The sequence below is a fragment of the Homoserinimonas sp. A520 genome, from assembly GCF_054489245.1.
In genome coordinates, this window is record NZ_JBTMWX010000003.1 from 183,522 (window position 1) to 204,554 (window position 21,033).

The 21,033-nt window shown below is 64.6% G+C and carries 22 protein-coding genes; 15 read left to right on the forward strand and 7 right to left on the reverse strand.

The annotated features are described in order from the left end of the window. Positions 1-501: 501 nt before the first annotated feature. Entirely contained in the window at positions 502-1,788 is a 1,287-nt protein-coding gene (locus ACX3PH_RS09530; protein ID WP_459091813.1) for a hypothetical protein, read from the forward strand. Between the two features lie 162 nt (positions 1,789-1,950). After that, complete coding sequence (locus tag ACX3PH_RS09535; protein WP_459091815.1) at positions 1,951-2,259, forward strand: hypothetical protein; 309 nt, start codon at positions 1,951-1,953, stop codon at positions 2,257-2,259. 70 nt (positions 2,260-2,329) lie between these two features. Here the strand turns inward: ACX3PH_RS09535 and ACX3PH_RS09540 are convergent, their stop codons facing one another. Genes ACX3PH_RS09540 through ACX3PH_RS09550 form a run of 3 tightly spaced genes read right to left on the reverse strand, consistent with a single transcriptional unit; the run spans position 2,330 to position 5,769 of the window. Beyond that, positions 2,330-3,223, reverse strand: coding sequence for a dihydrodipicolinate synthase family protein (locus ACX3PH_RS09540; protein ID WP_459091817.1), 894 nt, complete (start codon positions 3,221-3,223; stop codon positions 2,330-2,332). Positions 3,224-3,232: 9 nt separating this feature from the next. Then, positions 3,233-4,459, reverse strand: coding sequence for a trans-sulfuration enzyme family protein (locus ACX3PH_RS09545; RefSeq protein ID WP_459091819.1), 1,227 nt, complete (start codon positions 4,457-4,459; stop codon positions 3,233-3,235). Between the two features lie 2 nt (positions 4,460-4,461). After that, positions 4,462-5,769, reverse strand: a complete 1,308-nt coding sequence (locus ACX3PH_RS09550; RefSeq protein ID WP_459091821.1) for an aminotransferase class I/II-fold pyridoxal phosphate-dependent enzyme — start codon at positions 5,767-5,769, stop codon at positions 4,462-4,464. Positions 5,770-5,853: 84 nt separating this feature from the next. Here ACX3PH_RS09550 and ACX3PH_RS09555 point away from each other — a divergent pair, with 84 nt between their 5' ends. Next, the gene (locus tag ACX3PH_RS09555) at positions 5,854-6,696 is read left to right on the forward strand and encodes a PhzF family phenazine biosynthesis protein (protein WP_459091823.1); all 843 of its coding nucleotides are present in this window, start codon (positions 5,854-5,856) and stop codon (positions 6,694-6,696) included. Between the two features lie 63 nt (positions 6,697-6,759). On the opposite strand, the gene ACX3PH_RS09560 is transcribed toward ACX3PH_RS09555, so the two are convergent. Continuing rightward, on the reverse strand, positions 6,760-7,647 hold the full coding sequence (locus tag ACX3PH_RS09560; protein WP_459091825.1) for an NAD-dependent epimerase/dehydratase family protein: 888 nt from the start codon (positions 7,645-7,647) through the stop codon (positions 6,760-6,762). A gap of 272 nt (positions 7,648-7,919) precedes the next feature. Between ACX3PH_RS09560 and ACX3PH_RS09565 the strand changes: the two genes are divergently transcribed. Together ACX3PH_RS09565 and ACX3PH_RS09570 are read left to right on the forward strand one after the other, a co-directional pair. Continuing rightward, entirely contained in the window at positions 7,920-9,416 is a 1,497-nt protein-coding gene (locus tag ACX3PH_RS09565) for a sensor histidine kinase (RefSeq protein WP_459091827.1), read from the forward strand. Then, positions 9,410-10,057 (forward strand): response regulator, encoded by a 648-nt coding sequence (locus ACX3PH_RS09570; protein ID WP_459091829.1) that lies wholly within the window; start codon positions 9,410-9,412, stop codon positions 10,055-10,057. The genes ACX3PH_RS09565 and ACX3PH_RS09570 overlap by 7 nt, the downstream gene beginning before the upstream one ends. Positions 10,058-10,065: 8 nt before the next feature. Here the strand turns inward: ACX3PH_RS09570 and ACX3PH_RS09575 are convergent, their stop codons facing one another. Together ACX3PH_RS09575 and ACX3PH_RS09580 are read right to left on the reverse strand one after the other, a co-directional pair. Beyond that, a complete protein-coding gene (locus ACX3PH_RS09575; protein ID WP_459091831.1) occupies positions 10,066-11,574 on the reverse strand; it encodes a PxKF domain-containing protein in 1,509 nt (502 codons plus the stop codon). A gap of 94 nt (positions 11,575-11,668) precedes the next feature. Next, positions 11,669-12,373, reverse strand: a complete 705-nt coding sequence (locus tag ACX3PH_RS09580; protein ID WP_459091833.1) for a prepilin peptidase — start codon at positions 12,371-12,373, stop codon at positions 11,669-11,671. Between the two features lie 155 nt (positions 12,374-12,528). Between ACX3PH_RS09580 and ACX3PH_RS09585 the strand changes: the two genes are divergently transcribed. The 10 genes from ACX3PH_RS09585 to ACX3PH_RS09630 all read left to right on the forward strand — a co-directional run bounded on the left by ACX3PH_RS09585 (position 12,529) and on the right by ACX3PH_RS09630 (position 20,372). Further along, positions 12,529-12,720, forward strand: coding sequence for a Flp family type IVb pilin (locus ACX3PH_RS09585; RefSeq protein ID WP_459091835.1), 192 nt, complete (start codon positions 12,529-12,531; stop codon positions 12,718-12,720). Between the two features lie 109 nt (positions 12,721-12,829). After that, positions 12,830-13,219 carry a TadE/TadG family type IV pilus assembly protein gene (locus ACX3PH_RS09590; protein ID WP_459091837.1) on the forward strand — a complete coding sequence of 130 codons (390 nt, stop codon included), beginning with the start codon at positions 12,830-12,832 and terminating at the stop codon, positions 13,217-13,219. Then, positions 13,207-14,175: a pilus assembly protein TadG-related protein gene (locus ACX3PH_RS09595; protein WP_459091839.1), complete on the forward strand. Its 969-nt coding sequence runs from the start codon at positions 13,207-13,209 to the stop codon at positions 14,173-14,175. The genes ACX3PH_RS09590 and ACX3PH_RS09595 overlap by 13 nt, the downstream gene beginning before the upstream one ends. Before the next feature lie 8 nt (positions 14,176-14,183). Then, positions 14,184-14,924 (forward strand): Flp pilus assembly protein CpaB, encoded by a 741-nt coding sequence (cpaB, locus tag ACX3PH_RS09600; protein WP_459091841.1) that lies wholly within the window; start codon positions 14,184-14,186, stop codon positions 14,922-14,924. Continuing rightward, on the forward strand, positions 14,921-16,354 hold the full coding sequence (locus ACX3PH_RS09605; protein ID WP_459091843.1) for an AAA family ATPase: 1,434 nt from the start codon (positions 14,921-14,923) through the stop codon (positions 16,352-16,354). Before cpaB ends, ACX3PH_RS09605 begins: the two co-directional genes overlap by 4 nt. Next, a complete protein-coding gene (locus ACX3PH_RS09610; protein ID WP_459091845.1) occupies positions 16,351-17,853 on the forward strand; it encodes a CpaF family protein in 1,503 nt (500 codons plus the stop codon). Before ACX3PH_RS09605 ends, ACX3PH_RS09610 begins: the two co-directional genes overlap by 4 nt. Then, on the forward strand, positions 17,850-18,806 hold the full coding sequence (locus ACX3PH_RS09615) for a type II secretion system F family protein (RefSeq protein ID WP_459091847.1): 957 nt from the start codon (positions 17,850-17,852) through the stop codon (positions 18,804-18,806). Before ACX3PH_RS09610 ends, ACX3PH_RS09615 begins: the two co-directional genes overlap by 4 nt. Before the next feature lie 9 nt (positions 18,807-18,815). Next, the gene (locus tag ACX3PH_RS09620; RefSeq protein WP_459091849.1) at positions 18,816-19,679 is read left to right on the forward strand and encodes a type II secretion system F family protein; all 864 of its coding nucleotides are present in this window, start codon (positions 18,816-18,818) and stop codon (positions 19,677-19,679) included. A 216-nt stretch (positions 19,680-19,895) separates the two neighbouring features. Continuing rightward, positions 19,896-20,084: a Flp family type IVb pilin gene (locus ACX3PH_RS09625; RefSeq protein ID WP_459091851.1), complete on the forward strand. Its 189-nt coding sequence runs from the start codon at positions 19,896-19,898 to the stop codon at positions 20,082-20,084. Between the two features lie 99 nt (positions 20,085-20,183). Then, entirely contained in the window at positions 20,184-20,372 is a 189-nt protein-coding gene (locus ACX3PH_RS09630; protein ID WP_459091853.1) for a hypothetical protein, read from the forward strand. Here ACX3PH_RS09630 and ACX3PH_RS09635 read toward each other — a convergent pair. Continuing rightward, on the reverse strand, positions 20,369-20,968 hold the full coding sequence (locus ACX3PH_RS09635; RefSeq protein ID WP_459091855.1) for a dihydrofolate reductase family protein: 600 nt from the start codon (positions 20,966-20,968) through the stop codon (positions 20,369-20,371). The two genes, ACX3PH_RS09630 and ACX3PH_RS09635, sit on opposite strands and share 4 nt — an antisense overlap. Between the last annotated feature and the right edge of the window lie 65 nt (positions 20,969-21,033).

Here is a 21,033-nt window from a genome sequence, read left to right on the forward strand (position 1 = left end):
GGTGCTGACCTGGTGGACGATGAAACCATGCGAATCAGAAGGGGAGAATTCTTCATGGGCGTCAAGAAGAAGCACTCCTCGACTCCACACCTCGTGCTCGACTTTGTGTAGTTCTCGTCGCTGGCGGGGCTCTGGCTGATCTGGATTCTCATCCGGTTCCTTCGCAGCTGACAGCAGGAACGCCATTGGCGCCGCTGCGACCCATGCGGTTGCCCGTCACGGCGGGAGCCCGCGCAAAAAAGAGGAAAATCCGGAGGGGCGAGGAGGAAAATGCATTTCAGGCACAGAAAAGGGTCCCGTGTTTACAGGGCACATTGAGTTCTTGGAACAGCCCACAAAACAGTGTGATGTCTTCAGTCATTGAGGACAGATGTCGCGAGACATCGAGGACACCCTCACCTATTCAGGTGGGGGTGTTTTCGTTGGGGTTGGTAGACCGATGACTGATTCAAGCGTAACGTCGCGTGTCTCATGTGATGGACGCACGCCCTGGGAGTCATTGTGCAGACAGAATTCACCGAGTTTCCCCTCATCGATGCCATCGCGGGGCGCCGCTCCCGCCGTTTCGGGCTGGGCATGGAGCTGCCGAACGGTCCCCTCGCCTTCCGGTCCCAGGCTGAACCCGTGCCCCTGTCGGAGCTTGAACGGTCGATCCTGGTGGCCGCCGGCACCGGCGTAACCGGGTGGAGTTTCGGAGTGCCGTACGGCCCGGATCGCCCGCAAGAGCATGCCCACTACACGCAGCGGTTCACGGGCCGCACGGCACCGACCGCCTCTGGGATCGGCACCCCGATGTTGTTCGCGACCGACGACTCCGGCACATATCTCACCAATACGCGTGATGCCCTTCCCGCCCGCCCTGTTGGGACCAGCGGGAACCGAGACAGCGCCCTTGATGCCATGGTCGAGTCGGTCCGCGCACACACTGTGCGGGTGTCCGAACGGCGGCTCGACCTCCCAGCAGCCCCACCTCACATGCTTGACCCAAACCTGTGGATGGCCAACGCTGCGGGCTCGACCTTGTTCATGCCGGTGGGGGACTCCAGCGAGCAGATGCTCGGCTTCATGGCCATGGCGCTGGCGAATGGGAGCATGCTCGTCGACGATGTGGCCGGTCGCCCCGCCGGCAACTTGGCGCCTTTCGTCCGGAGTGGCCTGCTGCAGGAGGACAAGCGCGTCCCGTTGACGGTGCTGCACCAGATGGTCTACGAGGCAAACGTCGCGGAACTAGCCTTCATGGGCCACAACATCGTGCTCACCATGCAGGCCATGGGGCTGGGCGGGCTGTACTTCACCGGGCTGAACCGGTGGAGCATCCTGGGCGCGTTCAACGAGAGCGGAGTCAAGGGGCTCGGGTTTCGATTCGTCCACGACCCCCGCTGGGTGCTGCCCAACCCCGTGGGGCTCGACGGTCACTTCGAAGCCCTATGTCCGCCGTACGTCTCCGACATGCGTGAGGCGGTGAATCTCTTCGTGCACCGCAAGTTCGGCTCCGAGGGCGCCTACGATCCCAGCACCCCCGGCGCATGGCAGGATGCCGAGGCAATCAAGCACGGGGTCACGCCTTACTCCGACGAGTTCATCGACTGTCTGAGTGAGGCTGCTCAATACATCTACGACACCTACGGAAAGTTTCCGAACACTTTCACGACGATGGTGCTCACCGGCTACGTGCAGGCCGTGCACCTCGACACCGACTTCTACGACGCCCATTACCAGGCCGGCGCTTACCTCCCCACGCACCAGCACCACATGGAGCGTTGGCACAAAGCCGGCGCCGAAGTGTGAGTCTCGCGATAAGAGCGCGCCAGTACGTCCCGCCATCAAAACTGGCACTTGCCATCGATTGAACCGGAGGGTACCTTCGCCTCTGTCGGTGGCGCACGGTCGCCTCGTGCGGTCGCAAGCTTCGATATCGAATCCGTAAAAGACCACAGAGAGGTGGCGACTATGAAGCGAGCGATCATCGGATGCGTTGTTGCATTCGGTCTCGTCCTCGGCGGAGCCGGAACGGCATTCGCGGGCGAGACAAATGGAAATGGTGATCCCATCCCCGGCGCACACAATGCCCATTCGGCATGCGCTTTCTCCGGGCAGGATCTGCCCGACTCGATCGAGGGCAACCCGCCCGGTTTCGATGACGACTTTGTCACAAACGGGCACGTACAGAGTTACGGAATGTACGTCAGCAACGGGTTGAAGAGCGCCTTTCCTTCACCGGGCGAAGCCTGCCGCGGCAACCTGGAGTTCGAGGAGTAACTGAACCACTGTTCGAACAACCAGTCAGCCCCAGCACAATGCGCCGGGGCTGACTGGCGAGTGTGCGGGGTCAAGCGGTGATCCCGAGCCCTTCCAGCGTTTGTGCGACTGCGGCGCGGTCGGAATCGTCAAGTCCGCGGATGGGCAGCGGCAGGCAGGAGCGGCGCGCGAGGCCGAACTGTTCGGCGATCGCCGCGGTGACTCGCAGGCTGCCGTGCCGGGCGAACAGGTCCCACAGCGGCTGCAGCCGGTTCGATAACTCGACAGCGGTCACTGAGTCACCGGAGCGGGCGGCGTTGGTGATCGCCTGGATGGGTTCGGGCAGGGTGCCGCCAACGACGGAATACCAGATCTCGCAACCCGCGTTCAGTCCGGTCGCGCCGAGGCTGTCTCCGGAGATTCCGATCGTCACATCCGCCGGGACGATGCTGCGTATCTGCTGCACGCGTGCCGCGGCCGCGGTCGGGTCGGTGGGCACGCCGGGGATTTTGACGGAGGCAACGTGGGGCAGGCGCGTGATTGCCGCGTAGAGGTCGTCTGTGAAGGTGAAATGCGTGGTTCCGGGGTTGTCGTAGACGATGAGCGGCACCGACAGGTTGCGCGTCACGTCCTCGTACAGCCCGAACACGTCATCCGCTGTCAGGGTCTGGTACGAGACGGGTGCCAGCAGTACGGCGGACGCGCCGGCGGCCTGGGCGTCCTCGGCGAGTTCCAGCACCTGACGGGTGCGTAGGGCGCCGATGCCGACGAACACGGGCGTGTCACCGGCATGCGCGACGGCCAGCGACGCGACGCCGGCCCGCTGTTCGCGGGTCAGATAGGCGTAGGAGCCGGTGGAACCCAGCGCGGTGATCGAGTCGACGCGGGCATCCGCCAAGCGCTCGATCAGACGCGCGAAGGCGGGTTCATCGATGCTGTCTTCTGACAGCGGGGTGAGGGGGAAGGCGCTGTGGCCGGTGAACATGGGTGGCTCCTATTGCTGGTGGTGGGATGGAAGCGCGGCGTCCAGGGCGGCGCGGATGTCGGCGAGCAGGTCGTCTCCGTCTTCCAGCCCGACCGACAGCCGAAGGTGGCCGTAGCGCTGAAACGGCTCCGGATAGTTCTCGCCACCCCCGCGGCTGTGGGGACCGGTGTGCACGATCAGGCTCTCGTCATGACCGAGGGATACCGCGGAGGTGATCAGCCGCAGCTGGTCGACGAAGCGATTCTGCGTGTCCGGGTCACCATCGAGGGCGAACGCGAGTACACCCCCGTAGCCGCGCCCGCCGAATTGACGTGTCGCCAATTCGTGCTGCGGATGCGAGGCCAGACCCGGGTAGGTAACGAACGCGATCCTGGGATCGGCATCGAGAAACTCGGCGATGAGTTGCGCGCTCGGCTGGAGTTGGCGCATCCGCAGCGGCAGGGTCACCGAGCCGCGCATGATGAGCCAGGCGTTGAACGGCGAGATGACTCCGCCGACGTCGATGAGCGCGTCCCCGCGGATGCGAGCGACCAGCTCGGCGCTGCCGATCACGGCACCGCCCATGGCATCGCCGTGGCCGTTGATGTACTTGGTCAACGAGTGGACGACGAGGTCGGCGCCGTCATCGAGCGGGCGGTACAGCGGAGGGGGAGTGAAGGTGCTGTCCACACTCAGCAGCGCGCCCGCGCCATGCGCGATCGCTGCCAGGCCGGCGATATCCGCCACCCGAGTGGTGGGGTTCGCGATGCTCTCCACGTGCACCAGTCGGGTGCTCGGACGGACGGCGGCACGAACTGCGTCGAGGTCCGAGGTGTCCACGAAGGTCGCCTCGATGCCATAGCGCTGCGGGAGCAGTTCGGTGAACAAGCGCCACACCGCCTCGTAGCAGACATCCGAAACGATCACGTGGTCCCCGCTACGCAGCAGGGTGAAGAAAACGCCGTGCAACGCCGCCACTCCGGTGGCGAACACCACCGCGCTGTCACCGCCATCTGCTGCAGCAAGCTTCGTCTCCAACGCTTGCTGGTTCACGGCGCCATTGCGGGTGTAGACCAGTTGCTCAGGTGAGGACCAGTTCATCGCCGATGGGTCTTCGGGGAGCAGGTACGAGTTCGCCATCACCACCGGGGTGCGCAGCGCACCCGTTGCGGGGTCGACCCGGTTGCCGCCGTGGACTGCCCAGGTTGCGTCGCGCACCGTGGTGGGGTCGTGCTTGTCAGGTCGTGCGTGGGTCATTGTCATGGCCTTTCGGCTCCGCGGAGCACCGCGGCGAGGTCGGAGGCGAACCGGGTCGCCTGGTCTGGAGTGAGGGTGGAGGTTGTGACGCGGATGGCAGAAGGCGGATGCCCGGTGACGGCGAAGCTCTCGCCGGTTCGTACCGCCCATCCCAGTTCGGCAAGGTCGGCGGCCGTCGCCACCGGGTCGGTGAGGTCGGGCACCCACACGTTCAGTCCGTCGCTGCGCCCCCAGGTGGCGATCCCGCGCGCATCCAGTGCTGTCCGCAGCGATTGGTTCCGTTCCTGATAGGCGGTGCCGGCACGCTCGAGGAGCGTCGTGGTGCTGGGGTCCGTGAGGGTGTCGATGACGAGGTTCTGGAGGATGTGGCTGACCCAGGTGGATGCCGCGCTGAGCCTGCTCTCCAGCCTGCTCGCCGTGTCGGGCGTGGTGAGCACGAATGCGAGGCGGAGGTCAGGCCCGAGAAACTTCGACACGGATCGCACGAGTGCCCAGCGTCGCGACCCCTCCGGGGTGATGCGTCGGTAGGGCTCAGCGGAGATGGCCGAGAAGTGGTCGTCCTCGATGACGAGCACGCTCGGGTGCTCGGCCAGCAGAGTGCGCAACTGCATCGCGCGCTCGGCGGTGAGGCTTGCCCCGGTGGGGTTGTGCGCCCTCGGTGTGCATACGACGGCGCGAGCCCCCGACTCCAGCGCCGCACGCAGACCGGCGACGGTCATGCCCTCCGCATCGACGGGAACCGGGATGCCACGGTACCCGTCGACTTTGAGCAGGCCGAGGCTGGTGAGAAAGCAGGGGTCTTCGACGGCGACCCGGTCGCCTCGCGTCAGGTGCGCGGTCAGTAGGCGCTGGATGCCATCCATCGCCCCGTGGGTCAACACCAGACGATGCGGGTCGCCCACATCCGGACTCAGGTGCGCATCCGCCCATTCCTGAATCCGCAGATTGATCGGGTCTGCCCCGTAGAGCAAGGGAATGAAAGCCTCGTCGGAGCGGCGGGTCAGGCTCGGTAACAGCTCGGGATCGGGATTCCCGCTGGCGAGGTTGATCAGCTCAGTGCCCGCCGTGCGCCCCTCACCGTCCACTGCCGGCGCCCCGAGAACGATCGTGCCACCGCGCCGCCGGGACTCGACGACGCCGGCAGCCGCCAGTTGCGCGTATGCGGCGGCGACCGTGTTCCTGTTCAGGTCGAGTTCTCCCGCCAGTGCGCGAATCGACGGCAGCGGATTCCCTGGCAATAGGTTGCCGGAATCGACGAGAGCGCGCACGGACAGCGTCAGCTCCTCCGCGCTGCTACCCTCGATATTCATGGTGGCCTTTCTTTGTCCTAGGACATAACCTAGACATGTCGAGTGACAAGGTCAAGAGGGAGAGCAGTGGAGATGGTTCGGCACATGGGCCGTCGGTTTCGCCAGGTGGACGTGTTCGGGGAAGGTCCCTGCACGGGGAACCCGGTAGCCGTAGTGCTCGACGCGGACGGGCTCGATGATGAGACGCTGCGGAGATTCTCTGTCTGGTCGAACCTCTCCGAGTGCACGTTCGTGCTGCCGCCCACGCAGCCGGGAGCGGATTATCGGGTTCGCATCTTCAGCCTGAACACCGAGCTGCCGTTCGCCGGGCATCCAACGCTGGGAACGGCCCGGGCATGGTTGGATGCCGGTGGCGTCCCAGCGACCCGCGGTGTGGTGGTGCAGGAATGCGGTGCAGGGCTGATTCCGGTGCGTATCGATGACGAGCGGCTCGCGTTCGCCGCGCCTCCGCGGCTACGCTCCGGCCCGGTCGATCCGGGCACGGTGGCCACGTTGGTCGAGATCCTCGGCATCGGGCACGAGCAGGTCGTGGATGCCGAGTGGCTCGACAACGGTCCCGGCTGGGTCGGACTCCTTCTCGATACTGCCCGCACGGTGCTCGAGCTCCGCCCGGATGCGTCGGCGCATCCTGGCCGGTGGGACATCGGCGTGGTCGGCGCCCACGAAACGGGATCGGAGGCGGCGTTCGAGCTGCGGGCGTTCTTCACCGAGGGGGAGGAGCCCCTGCGGGAAGATCCCGTGACGGGGAGCCTGAATGCAGCGGCCGCGGAATGGCTCATCCAGACCGGTCGCGTCCGGGCGCCGTATATCGCAGCCCAAGGCACCGCTATGGGCCGGCTGGGGCGCATCCATATCAGCAGCGAGGATGACCGGCTGTGGGTCGGCGGACGGGCCGAGGTCATCCTCTCGGGAACGGCCGACCTGTAGCGATCCGACCCGCATCGTTCTTGAGCAATGGCGCGGTGAGGAAACCGCGCAACAGCGTTAGCGTTACCGGCTTATTCGCAAGTCACGCCAGCCGAACGCCCCCGATTCGGGTAGCGCACCGCGGATCTGGCTGTCGTCGAAAGGAAGCTTGGGGCGAAGATCATCAGGTAGCTCTGTGGCCGGCGTAGCGGCATCCGTGACTCCTTCGGCCAGCATCCTCGCTTGAGCTTTTGCCAGGAGGGGTACCTTCATCGTCCATTCGGCGAACTGGGCGAGGATCTGGTGGAATGCAACGGGTGCAGGGATGACGATCAGGCGGCGGTCGAGGACTCGCGCGACTCGACGAGCGGCTTCGCTCAAGAGCAAGGTTTCGCCGCCGCGGACGGCCACGGTTTGATTGGGGAGGCGGTCGCCGAGGGCGGCGACCAGGACGTCGACCAATTCATCTACAGGGATCGGGCTGATGGTTTTCTCACGAAGTCCCACGGAGGCGAAGAGCGGGACCGTCTGAATAGTACGGCTCAGGTGATCGACGAGGTGGTCGCCAGGGCCGTAGATCATCCCGGCTTTCACGATCGTGTACTCCAGACCGGAAGAGCGAATCATCTCTTCGGCCACCCATTTCGACTCGTGGTAGGGCGAGCCCGACCCTGGGCGGGCGCGCAGGAAGCTGAGCATGACAATCTTGCGGACGCCCGCGGCTCGGGCCGCCTCGATCACCGCAGCCGTGCCCCGAACGTGGACTCGGTCGAAAGTCTGCTCACCAATCTCGCGGTTGATGCCTGCGCAGTGCGCTACCGACTCACAGCCCTCAAACGCCCGCGTCAGCGCGTCCACGTCGTCAACGGGCGTGCCCGACCGGCGCGACACAACCGCCACATCCGTCGCCGGGTAACGCTTCGCCAGGTGGCTGCCGACAAATCCGGTTCCACCAGTAATTGCTACTCTCATCATCCGACTATGGCGTAAACCGCGATCCCTCGTCACGTGCCCTTCCCGCGCATCCTCCGGCTTCGGCATCTCCGCCCTCAGCCCCAGCACGCGGATAGGGCGGTCCGGCTCGATCCGGCCGACCAGTCCCGGTAGTACCGCAAAGGGGATAACGCCATGATCCGTCTGATCAGAAGACCTGAGACAGTATCGCCGATGGGCGTGGACGGTGTATACTCGCCCACACTCGAGCGCCTGACCCGACAGTTGCTCACGACCCGAACTCAGGCATCATGGGGGATCTTAGAACCAAGAGTGCTCGCGCACTGGCCCTGTACGCTGCGAGATGGAACTGGCGCCGCAGTGACAATGTCAGTCAAGTACATGCGGGCCGGGCATCCACGCAGACTAAGCCGTTCAACTCAGGGCTGACCATCGCCGCGTGGACCGTGGGCGCCGTGATCACCGCGCTGATTCTGTGGAGCCCCTACCTGGCCTATGCGTACCACAACCCGTTAGCACATCTGGTGCTGGCGTCCATTGACGCCGGCGCCGCGCTCCTGGTCGCGTATCTGGTTCACGGACGATACATCCGTCATGGCGCCCTGCAGGATCTACTGCTGACATATGGCCTCGTGCTGCTGGCCGTCTCGGGAATTGGCCTCACCTATGTGATTGACATCCTGGGCGTCATCAGCACTGGTGCCCCGGAAGCCTGGCTGTTACTCGCGCTCCGCCTGGCGGGAGCGGCCTTGATCGCCCGGGCGGCCCTGGCTAATCAGCGACCCGCCAGACAACCCGCCACGCGGCAGGTGTGGATTCTGGCACCGGTGGCCGTGATCACTGTGGTTTTCCTCGCCCTCTGGACGGCCGGGCCGTCAGCAGAGTCGATCGAGGACCAGGTTCCGGTGACAGTACAAAACCTGTTCCTCAGCCAGCCCGTGCCCATGATCATGCAGGGGCTGGCGGCGCTCGGGTTCCTGGTCGCGTCAATCGCGTTCGCCTCCCAGATGAAACGCCGCGACAACGAACTTCTCCGCTGGCTCGCCCCGGCGTTCGCGCTCGTAGGTTTCGCCAGTGTGAACATGGTGCTTTCCCCGTTGCTGTTTGCCGACTGGATCGCCACCGGTGACCTTCTCCGCAGCGGAGGCTACCTTTTACTGATGATCGGGGCGACCCGCGAAATACGCCAGTTCTGGAGCACCCGCGCCCGCGCGGCCGTGCAGGATGACCGGCGCCGGCTAGCCCGGGAATTCCATGATGGGGTCGTTCAGGAACTGGTGTACATCCGCTCCGTGAGCCATTCCATACCAGTGGATGCCGCATCCGCCTCCCGAATCATCGCCGCCTGCGACCGCGCGCTCGACGAAGTGCGCTCCGCAATCCAGGCGCTCGGCCGACCGAGCGATGAGCCGTTGGGCGCGATGCTGAACCGGGTGGCCCGGGAACTCGCAGCGCGGTATGAGGTGGACCTTGAGGTCGAGCTCGACGGAACCGTCTACGTCGAGCCGGATCAACAGCATGCGCTGATGAGGATAACCAGGGAGGCCGTTTCCAACGCGGTGCACCACGGCAAAGCGAGAAGCGTGCGCCTTCGGCTGATGAAGGACGGCAGCCATCGACTGCTCGCCATCCACGATGATGGCGACGGGTTCGACGTTGCCGAGACCGTCTCGAGAAACGCGGGGTACGGGTTGATCAGTATGCGGGAGCGGGCACGCACACTGCCCGGATCATTCAGCGTGGAGGCTGCGACAGGTGCGGGAAGCGTGGTGACGGTCAAATGGTAGTGAACGAGAGCATCCGAGTCGTCCTGGCGGACGATCACGTTCCGATGCGCGCACTACTCCGGACGGCGTTGGAGGCGGATGGCTGCGAAGTTTGCGGCGAGGCAGGCGACTCCGAACATGCAATCCAGCTGGTTGCCGAGCTGCGGCCCGATGTGGTGCTGCTCGACATCCACATGCCCGGCAACGGCATCTATGCCGCCCAGCAGATCAGCAGGAGCATGCCGCTGGTCGCGATCGTGATGCTCACGCAGTCGAAGGAACACGACGACCTGTTCGACTCCCTACGTGCCGGCGCCGCTGGATACCTGCTCAAAGACACGGATCCGGCCGCTCTGCCCGGCATGCTCCGAGGCGTACTGGCAGGAGAGCCCGCTCTGCCGCCCCGCGTGGTGCAGCGGATCCTGGAAGAATTCCGCGCCCCGTCGCGACCGCATTTCGTACGCAAATCCGCCGTCGCGACCGTGCTCAGCGCCCGCGAGTGGGAAGTGATGGAACTGCTCAGCGACGGCAAAGCCACCGAGGAGGTCGGACGCCGCCTGTTCGTCTCCCCGACGACGGTGCGGGTGCACGTCTCCGCGGTCCTCCGCAAACTTGCTGTGAAGGACCGCGAGAGCGCCTTCCGGCTGCTTCGTGAGGAGTAGCGTTCCCGCTACTTCAGGATGAAGTTGGCGGAGATGCTGGAAGCGTCGTCGGTGGTCATCGTGACGACGAAGCATGCGCCGGGCTTCTTCGGTGTCGCCCAGTTCTGGATGAACTGGCCGGCCGTTGCGTCGTAGCGAAGGCTGGTGCCGCCGGTGGTGAGGAATTCGATCGCATCGGACGCGGCCGCCGCACCGGGGCAGACGACCGGGGTGGCCCGGAACGTGTCCACCGCCGACGTGTTGGTCAACTCGGTGGTGCCGACGAACACCTCGAACTTGAGCGGCACCGTGCTGCCGCCCTTAACCGTGTTCCACACCGAGCCCATGTCGACGGGGGAGTAGAAGCCGATCGGGGTCCAGGCCAGGACCGTGTATCCGAGCGTTGCGATGTTCGTGTTGCCGGCGTTGTCTGTCGCGGTTGCGACGTACGAGTGGGCGCCGACGGTGGTGCCGCCTCCGGTGACTAGGCAGGATGCCAGGCCGGAGAGGGCATCGGACGCGTTGCAGGTCGGCGCGGCAGGGTCAGCTCCGAAGTAATAGCTGGCGTCGGGCCCGCCGACGAAGCCCACTGTCGGCGCCGTCTTGTCGACGTTGATGCCGGTGACGGTATCGGTTTGCGTGTTGCCGGCCCAGTCCGTCGCCGTACCGGTCACCGACTGGCCGGCCCCCTCGCCGAGGGTGGTGTCGCCGACGCAGCTGTCGACGCCGGAACCGGAGTCGGAGCAGGAGAAGCTGACCGCCACGTCGGTGGTGTACCAGCCGTTCTCGCCATTCGGGGCGGCGGGGAGGAGCGCATGGTCGATCGTCGGGCTTCCGGTGTCCACGATCGTGAACGTGGCCGAAGCCGTGTCGGCCGAAAGGCCGCCGGTGTCGATGGCGTCGCAGGTGGCGACCAGCGCACCGAGACCGTGGAACAAGGTTCCGTTGAGTACCGCTGCCGTCGAGCTGGCGCCGTCTTCGGCATCCGTCACAGCGCACGTCGCGTCGGGAACGGCACCGATCTCGTAGCTTGCGCCGTCAACAACGCCAGTCACCGCGACGGATGGCTTCGTGTTGGTGGGCGTTGGCTGGGTGACCGCGATAGGGATCAGCACCTGGTTGAAGTAGCTGCCGGATCCGGCAGGGCCGGATACGATGCTGACGGTTGCGTTGCCGCTCAGGGCGCTGCTGCTGGCAGTGAATGTTACTGGGAACTCGGTGCCGCACGCGGTGATCGACAGTGGGTCGGGGTTGGCGGTGACGCCGGCGGGAGTCACGATGTCGAGAACGAGTGGCGCTTCGCCCAGGTCGATGTTGCACCCTGGATCCGTGTCGCCGCCCGAGTTGTTTCCGATCAGGCGGATACCGGCGCTGGCGCCGGTGGCGGCTCCGGCGACCAGCGTGACGCCGGTGCCGGTGTCCGCGATGGTGTCTTGAATGTTGTCCGCGTGCGCGATGCCGCCGGTGGCGACCACGGCGAGGGTGGTGAGGAGGGTGATGGCGGTTACCGTGCCGGTCCGCTTCCAGATTCGAGTCATGTTCTTCGCCTTCGCGCTTAAGGGGCAGCTCTCGGGTGGGCTGCCATGCGATGACTGTATTGCCCGGGATGCGGTTTGCACCCGGGCCCGGTGTTCAAAGGTCTAAACGGTACAGGGCGAGCGCGAGAAATGCCCCGGCGAGCATGGCTGGGCCGAACGGGGTAGACCCCTTAATGTTCACCCGGCCGGTGAGTAGGGCGACGGCGGACATCCCACCGCCGACGATGAAGCCGGCCGTCGCGCCGACGAGGAACGTCGCCCAGCCGAGATAGCCGAGCGCAAGTCCGATCACGGCGGCGAGCTTGACGTCGCCCATTCCGATGCCGGCGGGCGAGATCAGGGCCAGCACGAAATACACCGCGAACAGGCCGACCGCGCCAGCTCCTGCACCGAGCAATGCCGGCCAGGCGCCGCTCATCGCGGCGGCGCCGGTGAGCAGCAGCACCATCACGAGCAGCGTCGGATAAACGACCGCGTTCGGCAGGCGTTTCTCGGCTAGGTCGACGGTGCCGAGAATCACCGCGGCAGCGGCGAGGCAGAGGTACGCCGGCAACTCCCACACCAGCCCGAACACACCGGCCACGACGGCGAAGAGTGCAGCGGTGGCAGCGGATGCCCCCGTTCGCGCCGGCCAGGCGAAGCGCCGTCTCCGATGCAGCATCCGCTCGGCAATCAGGCTGAGCGGGACTCCGAGCGCGGCCCCCGCCACCGCGGCGATCAAGGGCAGCCATGGGGCTAGCACGGTGGCATCCCGGTGGCCATCCTCAGTGGCATCCGGCGCACGCGCATGCCGTGACACTACCGCAGGCGGTTCGGGCTCGCCGTTTAGGAAATCAAACGCCACCGGCCGTGGTGTTTAGGGGTTTGAACGCCGGGGTGGTGCCGACCCGGCGTAACTTTACGGTCACTCGCTCGGTCAACCCCCTGGCCAGCCGCTACCGAAACGGAACGAAAATGAACCTTTACACCCGAATCCAGGCTCGTCTCAACAGCATGCGCGACGAAGACGGCGCAACCGCCGTCGAGTACGGACTCATGGTCTCGCTCATCGCGGTCGTCATCATCACCGCCGTCGCCCTCATCGGAACCAACCTCGACCTCATGTTCGACGCAGTCGGCGGAAAGATCGGCACGACGGTTCCGTAACCATCTCAGCTGTGCGCGGCTTTGCTCGCCACACTCTTGAGCGGCGGTGGTCGCCGATACCCGGGCAACCGCCGTCGCTCTTCCCCCGTTGATTTAGAAGGGCATTCCGATGACTGCTTCGCAGAGAGCCGCAGACGACAGCGGCGCGGCAGCCATCGAGTTCGCGCTCATCCTGCCGGTGCTCATTCTTCTGCTGATGGGCCTCATCGAATTCAGCCTGCTCTTCAACACCCAGATCTCACTGACGCAAGCCGCCCGTGAGGGCGCACGCACCATGGCGATCCACAACGACCCTGCGGTCGCACAAGTGGCAACAATCAACGCCGCGCCATCCGTCAATCCGGCTATCGCCGCTGGCGACATCACCATCATCCCCACAGATTGCGCGGCCGGGACCACCGTGACCGTGACCATCAACTACAACGCCGAGCTCCTTACCGGATTCTTCGGCGTCACGTTACCCCTGGAAGGCAGAGGAGTCATGCTATGCGGTGGATAAATTCAAGGCTTCGCGATGAACGCGGAGCCAGCGCGGTGATGATGGCCATTCTCATCATCCCGCTCATCGGCTTTCTGGCGATCGCCCTCGATGTCGGTGCTCTCTACGCCGAGCGTGCGCAACTCCAGAATGGGGCGGATGCCGCGGCACTCGCCATCGCCCAGGACTGTTCGGATGGCACGTGCGACGATCCTACTGCCCGCGCTGCGGCATTCTCGGACGCCAATGCCAATGACGGCGCAGCCAACGTCCTCACCCCGACGTTTCCCACTGCCACTAGCGTCACGGTGACGGCGAGCACCCGGGAGGCCGGCACCAACTCGACTGCCATCCGCCATCCGTTCGCCGCCCTCATCGGAACGAGCGCAACAACAGTCTTCGCCGAGGCCACGGCGGAATGGGGCGCACCCCGTGCCGCCATGGTGACGCTGCCGATTGCCATCTCCTACTGCGAGTTCACGCCGGCGCTGGACGGGACTCTGGTGCTGATCCGGTACGACGAGGAACGCGTGTGCGAGGGTCCTGACGGCCAGCCGATTCCCGGAGGGTTCGGCTGGATCGAGCGGCTGGAGGACCAATGCGCAGCTTTCCTTGACCTGGATGAAGCATCAATGCCGAATGAACCCGGTAACTCTTATCCCGGAATCTGCGATGACACGCTGACCGACATGGAAGGCCAGACCATCCTGGTCCCCATCTTCGACAGCGCGCTCGTGACCAACGGTGTTGACGCCGCGTACCACATCTATGCATTCGCCGCGTTCACGATCACCGGCTGGAAGTTCTCAGGTGGCCACAGCTTTCCCGAAGTGAACATCGACTCCGCTGCACCCAATTGCAACGGCAACTGCAGGGGTATCCAGGGTTTTTTCGAGCGCTGGGTCTCAGTTGAGGATGCAGCTACCGAGCTCGGTGGCCCGGACCTCGGCGCCACCATCGTCAGACTCATCGACTAGGAGATGTCATGAAAACCCGACTCATCGGCGCCATCCTCGCCATCGCCCTGGCCCTCGCGGGAACCTTCGTCCTGATCGCCTACGTGAGGGGAGCGGATGCCCGCGCCTCGGCAGGCGCAGAAATGGTCACCGTCTATGTCGTCGCCGAAGAAATACCGGCCGGCACAGCCGCTGAGGACATCGAGAAACTTATCGCGGAGCGTCAGCTGCCTGCCCTGGCCGTGGCCGATGGCAGGGTCACCGACTTGACCGGTCTTGCCGGGAGGGTGGCCGACGTGGCGCTCGTGCCGGGCGAGCAGCTTCTCGAGTCGCGTTGGGTCGACCCCACCACGCGCGCCGCGCGAGGCGATGTCCCGGTTCCGGAGGGCATGCAGTCGTTGACCATAGCCTTGCCGGTCGAACATGTCGTCGGCGGCACCGTGACGGCAGGCGACACCGTGGGGATCGTGATCTCCTCAACGCTGAAAGACACAGCCGGAGGAACCGAGGTATCGCTGAGCAAGCAGGTTTTCCACAAAGTGCTCGTCACGGCCGTGCAGGAAGGAACGACCACGCGCCCGAATAAGGATGACTCGGATGTGCCAAGCGAACCGGTCAGCGCTGTCATGGTCACGCTGGCCCGCACGACTCCCGACATCGAGACGATTGTGTGGGGCCAGGAATTCGGTTCGATCTGGCTGACCATCGAGCCTGAAGGCGCCGACGAATCCGGCTCGAGGTCCGTCAATGGCGGGATGGTGTTCGAATGAGCCGGCTACTGCTGATCAGCCGCAGCCGCAAGTTCGAGTCCCGGCTGCGCTCGCTGCTCGACTACGACTTCCAGACGATCATGGGGACCTCCCTGGCCAAGGGTTCCTCAGCGGTGCTCGCAAACCTGAACGCAGATGACCGTCCCGACATCGCGCTGCTCGGCCCGTCGCTCTCCCACGCGCAGACGTATGAGCTGTCCGCCGGGCTGTCCGAGCTCTATCCGCGGGCCGGAATCATGCTCGTGATGGAGCGAGGTCGCGCTATGGATAAATGGGTGTCAGACATGAGGGTTGACGCGGTCGCCAGTCCCAGCCTGGACGATGCCGCGCTGCTGAAGGCGGTGGAGAAGCTCGGCAGACGTCACGACCCACCACGTCGGCGGACCAGACAGGTGCCAGTGGTGCGGGCATCCGAGCCGGAAGTTGTTCCGGTGGAGCCGGCACCGGAGCCCGAAATGGTGCGGGACGTCGAGCCCGAGCCCGAAGTTGTATTGGAGCCTTTGCCGGAATTAGAAGAGAGGGGGGAAGCAGACGTGGAGGAAGTGCTAGTAGCCGACGCATTTCCATCAGAGCCGCTGCCATCAGCTGAGCCTCCTGTGGCCGAGCCGGCCAAGCCTGAACACGCTACCGCTCGACACGCGAGTGAGTCACTCGCCTGGTCCGGACGGGTGATTTCTGTGGTGTCGCCGAAGGGGGGAATGGGCAAGACGACGGTGGCGACCAACCTCGCCGTCGGCCTGGCCGGCTTTGCGCCAAACTCCGTTGTGCTCATCGACGGCGATGTGCAGTTCGGGGATGTTGCGACCGCGCTGGCGCTTCAGCCGACCTACACCCTCCCCGATGCAGTGTCGGAGGCGGCGGCCGGCGACACCATGGTGCTGAAGACCTATCTCACCGCCCATGATGCCAATTTCTACACAGTCTGCGGGGCCGCATCGCCCATCGACGGTGACCGCGTCACGGGCGACCAGCTGGGTGCCCTGATCGCGCAACTGCGCGACGAATTCCGATACGTCGTCGTTGACACGACACCAGGACTCGGCGAGCACACTCTCGCCGCGATCGAACAATCGACCGACCTGGTCTTCGTCTGTGGCATGTCGGTCACCAGCGCCCGCGGCCTGCGCACCCACCTAGCCGCTATGGAGAGCATCGGACTGACGCCGCCGTCACGGCACGTAGTCCTGAACTTCGCCGACCGGGACAGTGGGATGTCGATCCGAGATGTCGAGTCGACAACCGGAGTGCCCGTCGATATCGCGATCCCGCGGTCGAAGCTCGTCGTGCTCTCGACAAATATGGGGCATCCGGTCCTTGAGGACCGTGCCAAGAATCCCACATCGAAAGCGTTCGCCGCCCTTGTGCAGCGGTTCGATCCCGCCGCCGGGAAACAGCGGAGCTGGCGTCACCGAAGGGTCGTGCTCAAGTGAAACTCACCGAACGGGTCGATGCGGCACACCGCGATGGGCCCCAACACCTCCTCCAGAAGACGCCATTGGTTGCCCCCAGGCGGACCGCCGCCGCCTCACCCGAACCCGTTGCACACGAGGCTCGCCGACCCGAACCCGCGCTGCCCAGCAAAGCGGCACCTCAGGTTCCCAAGGTGGTCAAGGCAAGGGTGCCCGCAGCGATCATCGAAGCTGATCCCCTCGCTGACCTCAAGGAGCGGGCGGCTCAGGACCTGTTCGAGAAGATCGGGTTCCGGCTGAACGACCCGAGCCTCTCCGAGGAGCAGCTGCACGCGTACGCCCGCGCCGAGCTGGCCACCATCGTCACCGCGGAGAAGGTGCCGCTGACCACAGAGGAACGTACCAGGCTCATCACCGAAATTGGCTCTGATGTTCTCGGATTCGGCCCGCTGGAGGCTCTGCTCGCGGAGGACGCCGTGACGGAGATCATGGTCAACGGACCAGATCAGATCTTCGTCGAGCGCGGCGGGGTGTTACGTCGCGACGATGCCCGGTTCACCAGTGAAGCCCAACTTCGGAGGGTGATTGAGCGGATTGTTTCGAAGGTCGGCCGGCGAATCGACGAGTCATCGCCCCTGGTCGACGCACGGCTGGCAGACGGGTCGCGGGTGAACGCGATTATCCCTCCGCTCGCCGTGGACGGGTCTTCGCTGACGATCCGCAAGTTTTCCCGAGAGCCGTACACGGCCAGCGACCTTATCGGGTTCGGAACCCTCAACGATGACATGGCCGCTGTGTTCGATGCATGCGTGAAAGCACGGCTCAACATCATCGTTTCCGGCGGTACCGGCACCGGAAAGACGACATTGCTGAATGTGCTGTCCGGTTACATCCCCGCAGAAGAACGCATCATCACCATCGAGGATGCCGTCGAATTGCAACTCCAGCAAGAACACGTGATCCGTCTCGAATCACGCCCGTCCAATATCGAGGGTAAAGGCGAGATCACCATTCGCGACCTCGTACGCAACTCGCTCCGGATGCGCCCGGATCGCATTGTCATCGGTGAATGCCGCGGCGGTGAAACCCTCGACATGCTTCAGGCAATGAACACCGGTCACGAGGGATCCATCTCCACGGTGCACTCCAATTCGCCGAGAGACGCGATTGCTCGTTTGGAGACCCTCGTGCTGATGGCCGGAATCGACCTGCCGCTGCGAGCAGTCAGGGAGCAGATAGCCTCGGCCATCGATGTCATCGTTCAAATCAGCCGGCTGAAAGACGGAACCCGTCGGATCACGCATTTGACCGAAGTGCAGGGGATGGAAGGCGAAATCGTCACCCTGCAGGACGCGTTCGTCTTCGACTACGCAGCCGGTGTCGACGCGGACGGCCGACACCTCGGCAACGCCATCGCAACAGGGGTCAGGCCGCGCTTCGCTGACCGATTCGGCGACCTCGGCATCCCGCTCCCGCCCAGCGTCTTCCAGTCCGAACTCGTCACCCGGGACAAGCGATGAGCGACATCGTGCTCTACCTGGGGAGTGCTGCGGGACTGCTCGCGCTGCTGGTCATCGTGTTCCTGGTCATCTCACCGCCGGCCGTGAAGGTTCCGCTGGAGAGGCGGCGAGCACCGGGGGAGTCCACCCCGTCCACGCTCACTAAGATGACTGATCGCACTCTTAACGCCATTGAGAGTGGAATCCGTCGTCGCGGTCGCGCGCCATTCAACTCCGATCAGCTCGAGCAGGCGAACATCAGGATGCAACCGCCCGCATTCGTGCTCATGGTCATCGCCGCCGCTTTGGTGCTTGCCCTTGCAGGTTTGCTGCTCGGCGGTGGGACCCTCTGGACCATCCCACTCATGATCGTGTTCGCCCTCCTCGCCCCCCTCGGCGCGAGGATCATGCTCAGCATCCGCACCGGTCACCGACGGGCAAAGTTCGCTGACCAGCTCGATGAATCACTCGGGCTCCTCTCCGGCGGGCTCCGCGCGGGTCACAGCCTGCTGCGAGCCATCGACGCAGCCGCACAGGAATCCGAGTCTCCAACTGCGGACGAATTCGCCAGGGTCGTGAACGAGACCCGAATCGGTCGCGACCTGGGCGATGCCCTCGACAACACGGCGATGCGGATGCGCAGCGACGACTTCCAGTGGGTAGCCCAGGCAATCGCGATCAACCGCGAAGTTGGCGGCAGCCTGTCGGGAGTGCTTGATCAGGTGGCCCACACCATCCGGGAACGGAACGAGATCCGCCGCCAGGTGAAATCCCTCGCGGCCGAAGGCAAGCTGTCCGCCTGGATTCTCATCATGCTGCCGGTGGGCGTGTTTACTTTCCTCATCCTGACCCAGAAGACGTACCTGACCGGCTTTATCACCAATGTGTGGGGCATCATCGCGCTCATTGTCTCAGCCGTGCTTCTTGTCGCCGGGTCGCTGTGGATGATGGCCGTCGTCAAGGTCAAGTTTTAGGAGAAACGAATGCCACCCATGATTGCCCTCCTCGCGTCGATTGCGATCGCCGGTGGCTTTGGTGCGCTGATCGGCATCCTGGTATCGGGCCGGACGCCCCAGCCGTCCGGGCTGCCCGCTGTCCCCGATTCCGCGCGTGTGGCCACCAGCGACGCCACACTCGTCGAGCGCATCCGGGAACGTGTCCCCAAGGGTTACCTGGGCATGCTGGACCGTCGACTCGCGCTCGCCGGGCGACCGCCCACCTGGACGATCGATAAGATCCTCATCGCAAAGCCGGTTATGGCTGCTGGTGGAGGCATGCTCGCTGTCTGGTGGATCAGCACCGACCCAGGAGCCGTGCGATTCCTGCTCGGGATGGCGCTCATCGTGCTCTGCTTCTTCGTCCCCGACCTGCTGTTGATCAGCCGCGGGCAGGAGCGGCAGCAGAAGATGCAGGATGCCCTCGCCGACACCCTGGACCAAATGACGATCTCGGTGGAAGCCGGTCTCGGCTTCGAGGCGGCGATGGCAAAGGCGGCAACGAACGGGAAGGGACCGCTCGCCGAGGAATTCATCCGCACCCTCCAAGACATGAGCATCGGGCGCACGCGAAAGGATGCATACCTCGCGTTCGGCGACCGCACGTCCTCCGCAGATTTGCGCCGGTTCACCCGCTCGGTCGTGCAGGCAGACACCTACGGCATCGCCATCGCCGCGGTGCTGAGGGTGCAAGCAGGGGAGATGCGCCTCAGGCGGAGGCAACGCGCTGAAGAGTCGGCGATGAAAATCCCGGTGAAGGTGCTGTTCCCACTTATCTTCTGCATTCTCCCGGTGCTGTTCATAGTGCTGCTCACCCCCGCTGTTCTCAGCATGATCGAGGCTTTCACCTAGACAGCGAGAAAGCCCCGACCCCACGTGAACTACTCCCCGGAAGATGGAACTTTCCTCAACAGGCGTTCTCGCCGAATTGTCGTCGTTTAGGCATTCAAACGTCAATCGCCCCGAAAGTTCAGGGGTTTGAACGCCGCGGTGGTGCCGACCCGGCGTAGCTTTGCGGCACTTGCTCGGTCAATCCCCTGGCCGGCTGCTACCGAAAGGGAGAAAAAAATGAACCTTTACAGCCGGATTCAGGCTCGTCTCAACAGCATGCGAAACGAAGATGGTGCAACCGCCGTCGAGTACGGACTCATGGTCTCGCTGATCGCAGTTGTCATCATCACCGCCGTTGCCCTCATCGGAACGAACCTCGACCTCATGTTTGACCAGGTCGGCGCCAAGATCGTAACGACGCCGTAGGACGATGCTTCAAAGAACAGCCGCAAGACGAAACGCTTCTGACGATTCTCGGGAGCGTTTCGGCTTTTCGCCCGGTCACCAGCCGCTGCGCGTCGGGGCGTGCCCCTCCCGCGCGTTACCGCCTCCTCGATCTTCGGAATCATGTTCGTCGTCCTCGGCGCACTACTGCTTCAGGCGCGGATGCTCCCGCGCTGGCACGCGTGGGCGGCGATCATCCGCAGCCTGGTCCAGTTCGCCTGCGAACACCCAATGGCCGCCGGCGCGGAGCTTGTCGTTGAACTCGACTAGCCCGCCGCGCGGGGCTTCGGCCCGACGCCTTCCGGGATGCCCTCGTGCAGGTGCGGGGCGTACACGAGCTTAATCGTCCGGCCGTCGAGCACGGTCGACTCGATGAGCTCCAGGTCGAACTCCGCCCCGTCATGGAAGAGCGAGGCATAGCCGCTCTTGCCGGTGATGGCGGGGAAGACCATGACCTCGAGCCGGTCGACGAGGCCGGCGGCGAGCAGAGCGCGGTTCAGCGAGATGCTGCCGTGCGAGCGCATCGGGACATCGGTGGTGCGCTTGAGGCGCTCGATGGCCGTCGCCGCGTCCTCGTTGGTCAGTGTCGAGTTCTGCCAGCCGAGCGGCTCCTCGAGCGTGCTCGAGAAGACGATCTTCGGCAGCTCGTTCATGCGGTCGTAGTAGGGCTCGTCGTACTCGGCGACGAACTTCCGAAACTGCCGGAACGTCGTCGCGCCGAAGACGAGCACTTGGTCCTGCGCGAACGTGCGCACCCGGTCCTCGCGGACCTCGGGGCCCTCCTTTCCCCAATATCCGGGCCATCCTTTGGCCGAGCCGTAGCCATCGAGGCTGCAGAAGAAGTCGACTGTGAAGGTGGTGCTCATGGTGTTACTCCTTTAGTTCGCGATTGGTGTTATTCAGAGGGACCGTGGTCACCGCCAGACAAAGC

Bases quoted from the DNA above. Each gene is read 5' to 3' on its own strand.
- ACX3PH_RS09550 (WP_459091821.1), bottom strand. From the start codon at position 5,769: ATGAATATCGAGGGTAGCAGCGCGGAGGAGCTGACGCTGTCCGTGCGC.
- ACX3PH_RS09585 (WP_459091835.1), top strand. From the start codon at position 12,529: ATGAACCTTTACACCCGAATCCAGGCTCGTCTCAACAGCATGCGCGAC.
- ACX3PH_RS09605 (WP_459091843.1), top strand. From the start codon at position 14,921: ATGAGCCGGCTACTGCTGATCAGCCGCAGCCGCAAGTTCGAGTCCCGG.
- ACX3PH_RS09595 (WP_459091839.1), top strand. From the start codon at position 13,207: ATGCGGTGGATAAATTCAAGGCTTCGCGATGAACGCGGAGCCAGCGCG.
- ACX3PH_RS09575 (WP_459091831.1), bottom strand. From the start codon at position 11,574: ATGACTCGAATCTGGAAGCGGACCGGCACGGTAACCGCCATCACCCTC.
- ACX3PH_RS09570 (WP_459091829.1), top strand. From the start codon at position 9,410: ATGGTAGTGAACGAGAGCATCCGAGTCGTCCTGGCGGACGATCACGTT.
- ACX3PH_RS09555 (WP_459091823.1), top strand. From the start codon at position 5,854: ATGGGCCGTCGGTTTCGCCAGGTGGACGTGTTCGGGGAAGGTCCCTGC.
- ACX3PH_RS09545 (WP_459091819.1), bottom strand. From the start codon at position 4,459: ATGACCCACGCACGACCTGACAAGCACGACCCCACCACGGTGCGCGAC.
- ACX3PH_RS09590 (WP_459091837.1), top strand. From the start codon at position 12,830: ATGACTGCTTCGCAGAGAGCCGCAGACGACAGCGGCGCGGCAGCCATC.
- ACX3PH_RS09565 (WP_459091827.1), top strand. From the start codon at position 7,920: ATGGGGGATCTTAGAACCAAGAGTGCTCGCGCACTGGCCCTGTACGCT.
- ACX3PH_RS09625 (WP_459091851.1), top strand. From the start codon at position 19,896: ATGAACCTTTACAGCCGGATTCAGGCTCGTCTCAACAGCATGCGAAAC.
- ACX3PH_RS09535 (WP_459091815.1), top strand. From the start codon at position 1,951: ATGAAGCGAGCGATCATCGGATGCGTTGTTGCATTCGGTCTCGTCCTC.
- ACX3PH_RS09560 (WP_459091825.1), bottom strand. From the start codon at position 7,647: ATGAGAGTAGCAATTACTGGTGGAACCGGATTTGTCGGCAGCCACCTG.
- cpaB (WP_459091841.1), top strand. From the start codon at position 14,184: ATGAAAACCCGACTCATCGGCGCCATCCTCGCCATCGCCCTGGCCCTC.
- ACX3PH_RS09620 (WP_459091849.1), top strand. From the start codon at position 18,816: ATGCCACCCATGATTGCCCTCCTCGCGTCGATTGCGATCGCCGGTGGC.
- ACX3PH_RS09540 (WP_459091817.1), bottom strand. From the start codon at position 3,223: ATGTTCACCGGCCACAGCGCCTTCCCCCTCACCCCGCTGTCAGAAGAC.
- ACX3PH_RS09615 (WP_459091847.1), top strand. From the start codon at position 17,850: ATGAGCGACATCGTGCTCTACCTGGGGAGTGCTGCGGGACTGCTCGCG.
- ACX3PH_RS09635 (WP_459091855.1), bottom strand. From the start codon at position 20,968: ATGAGCACCACCTTCACAGTCGACTTCTTCTGCAGCCTCGATGGCTAC.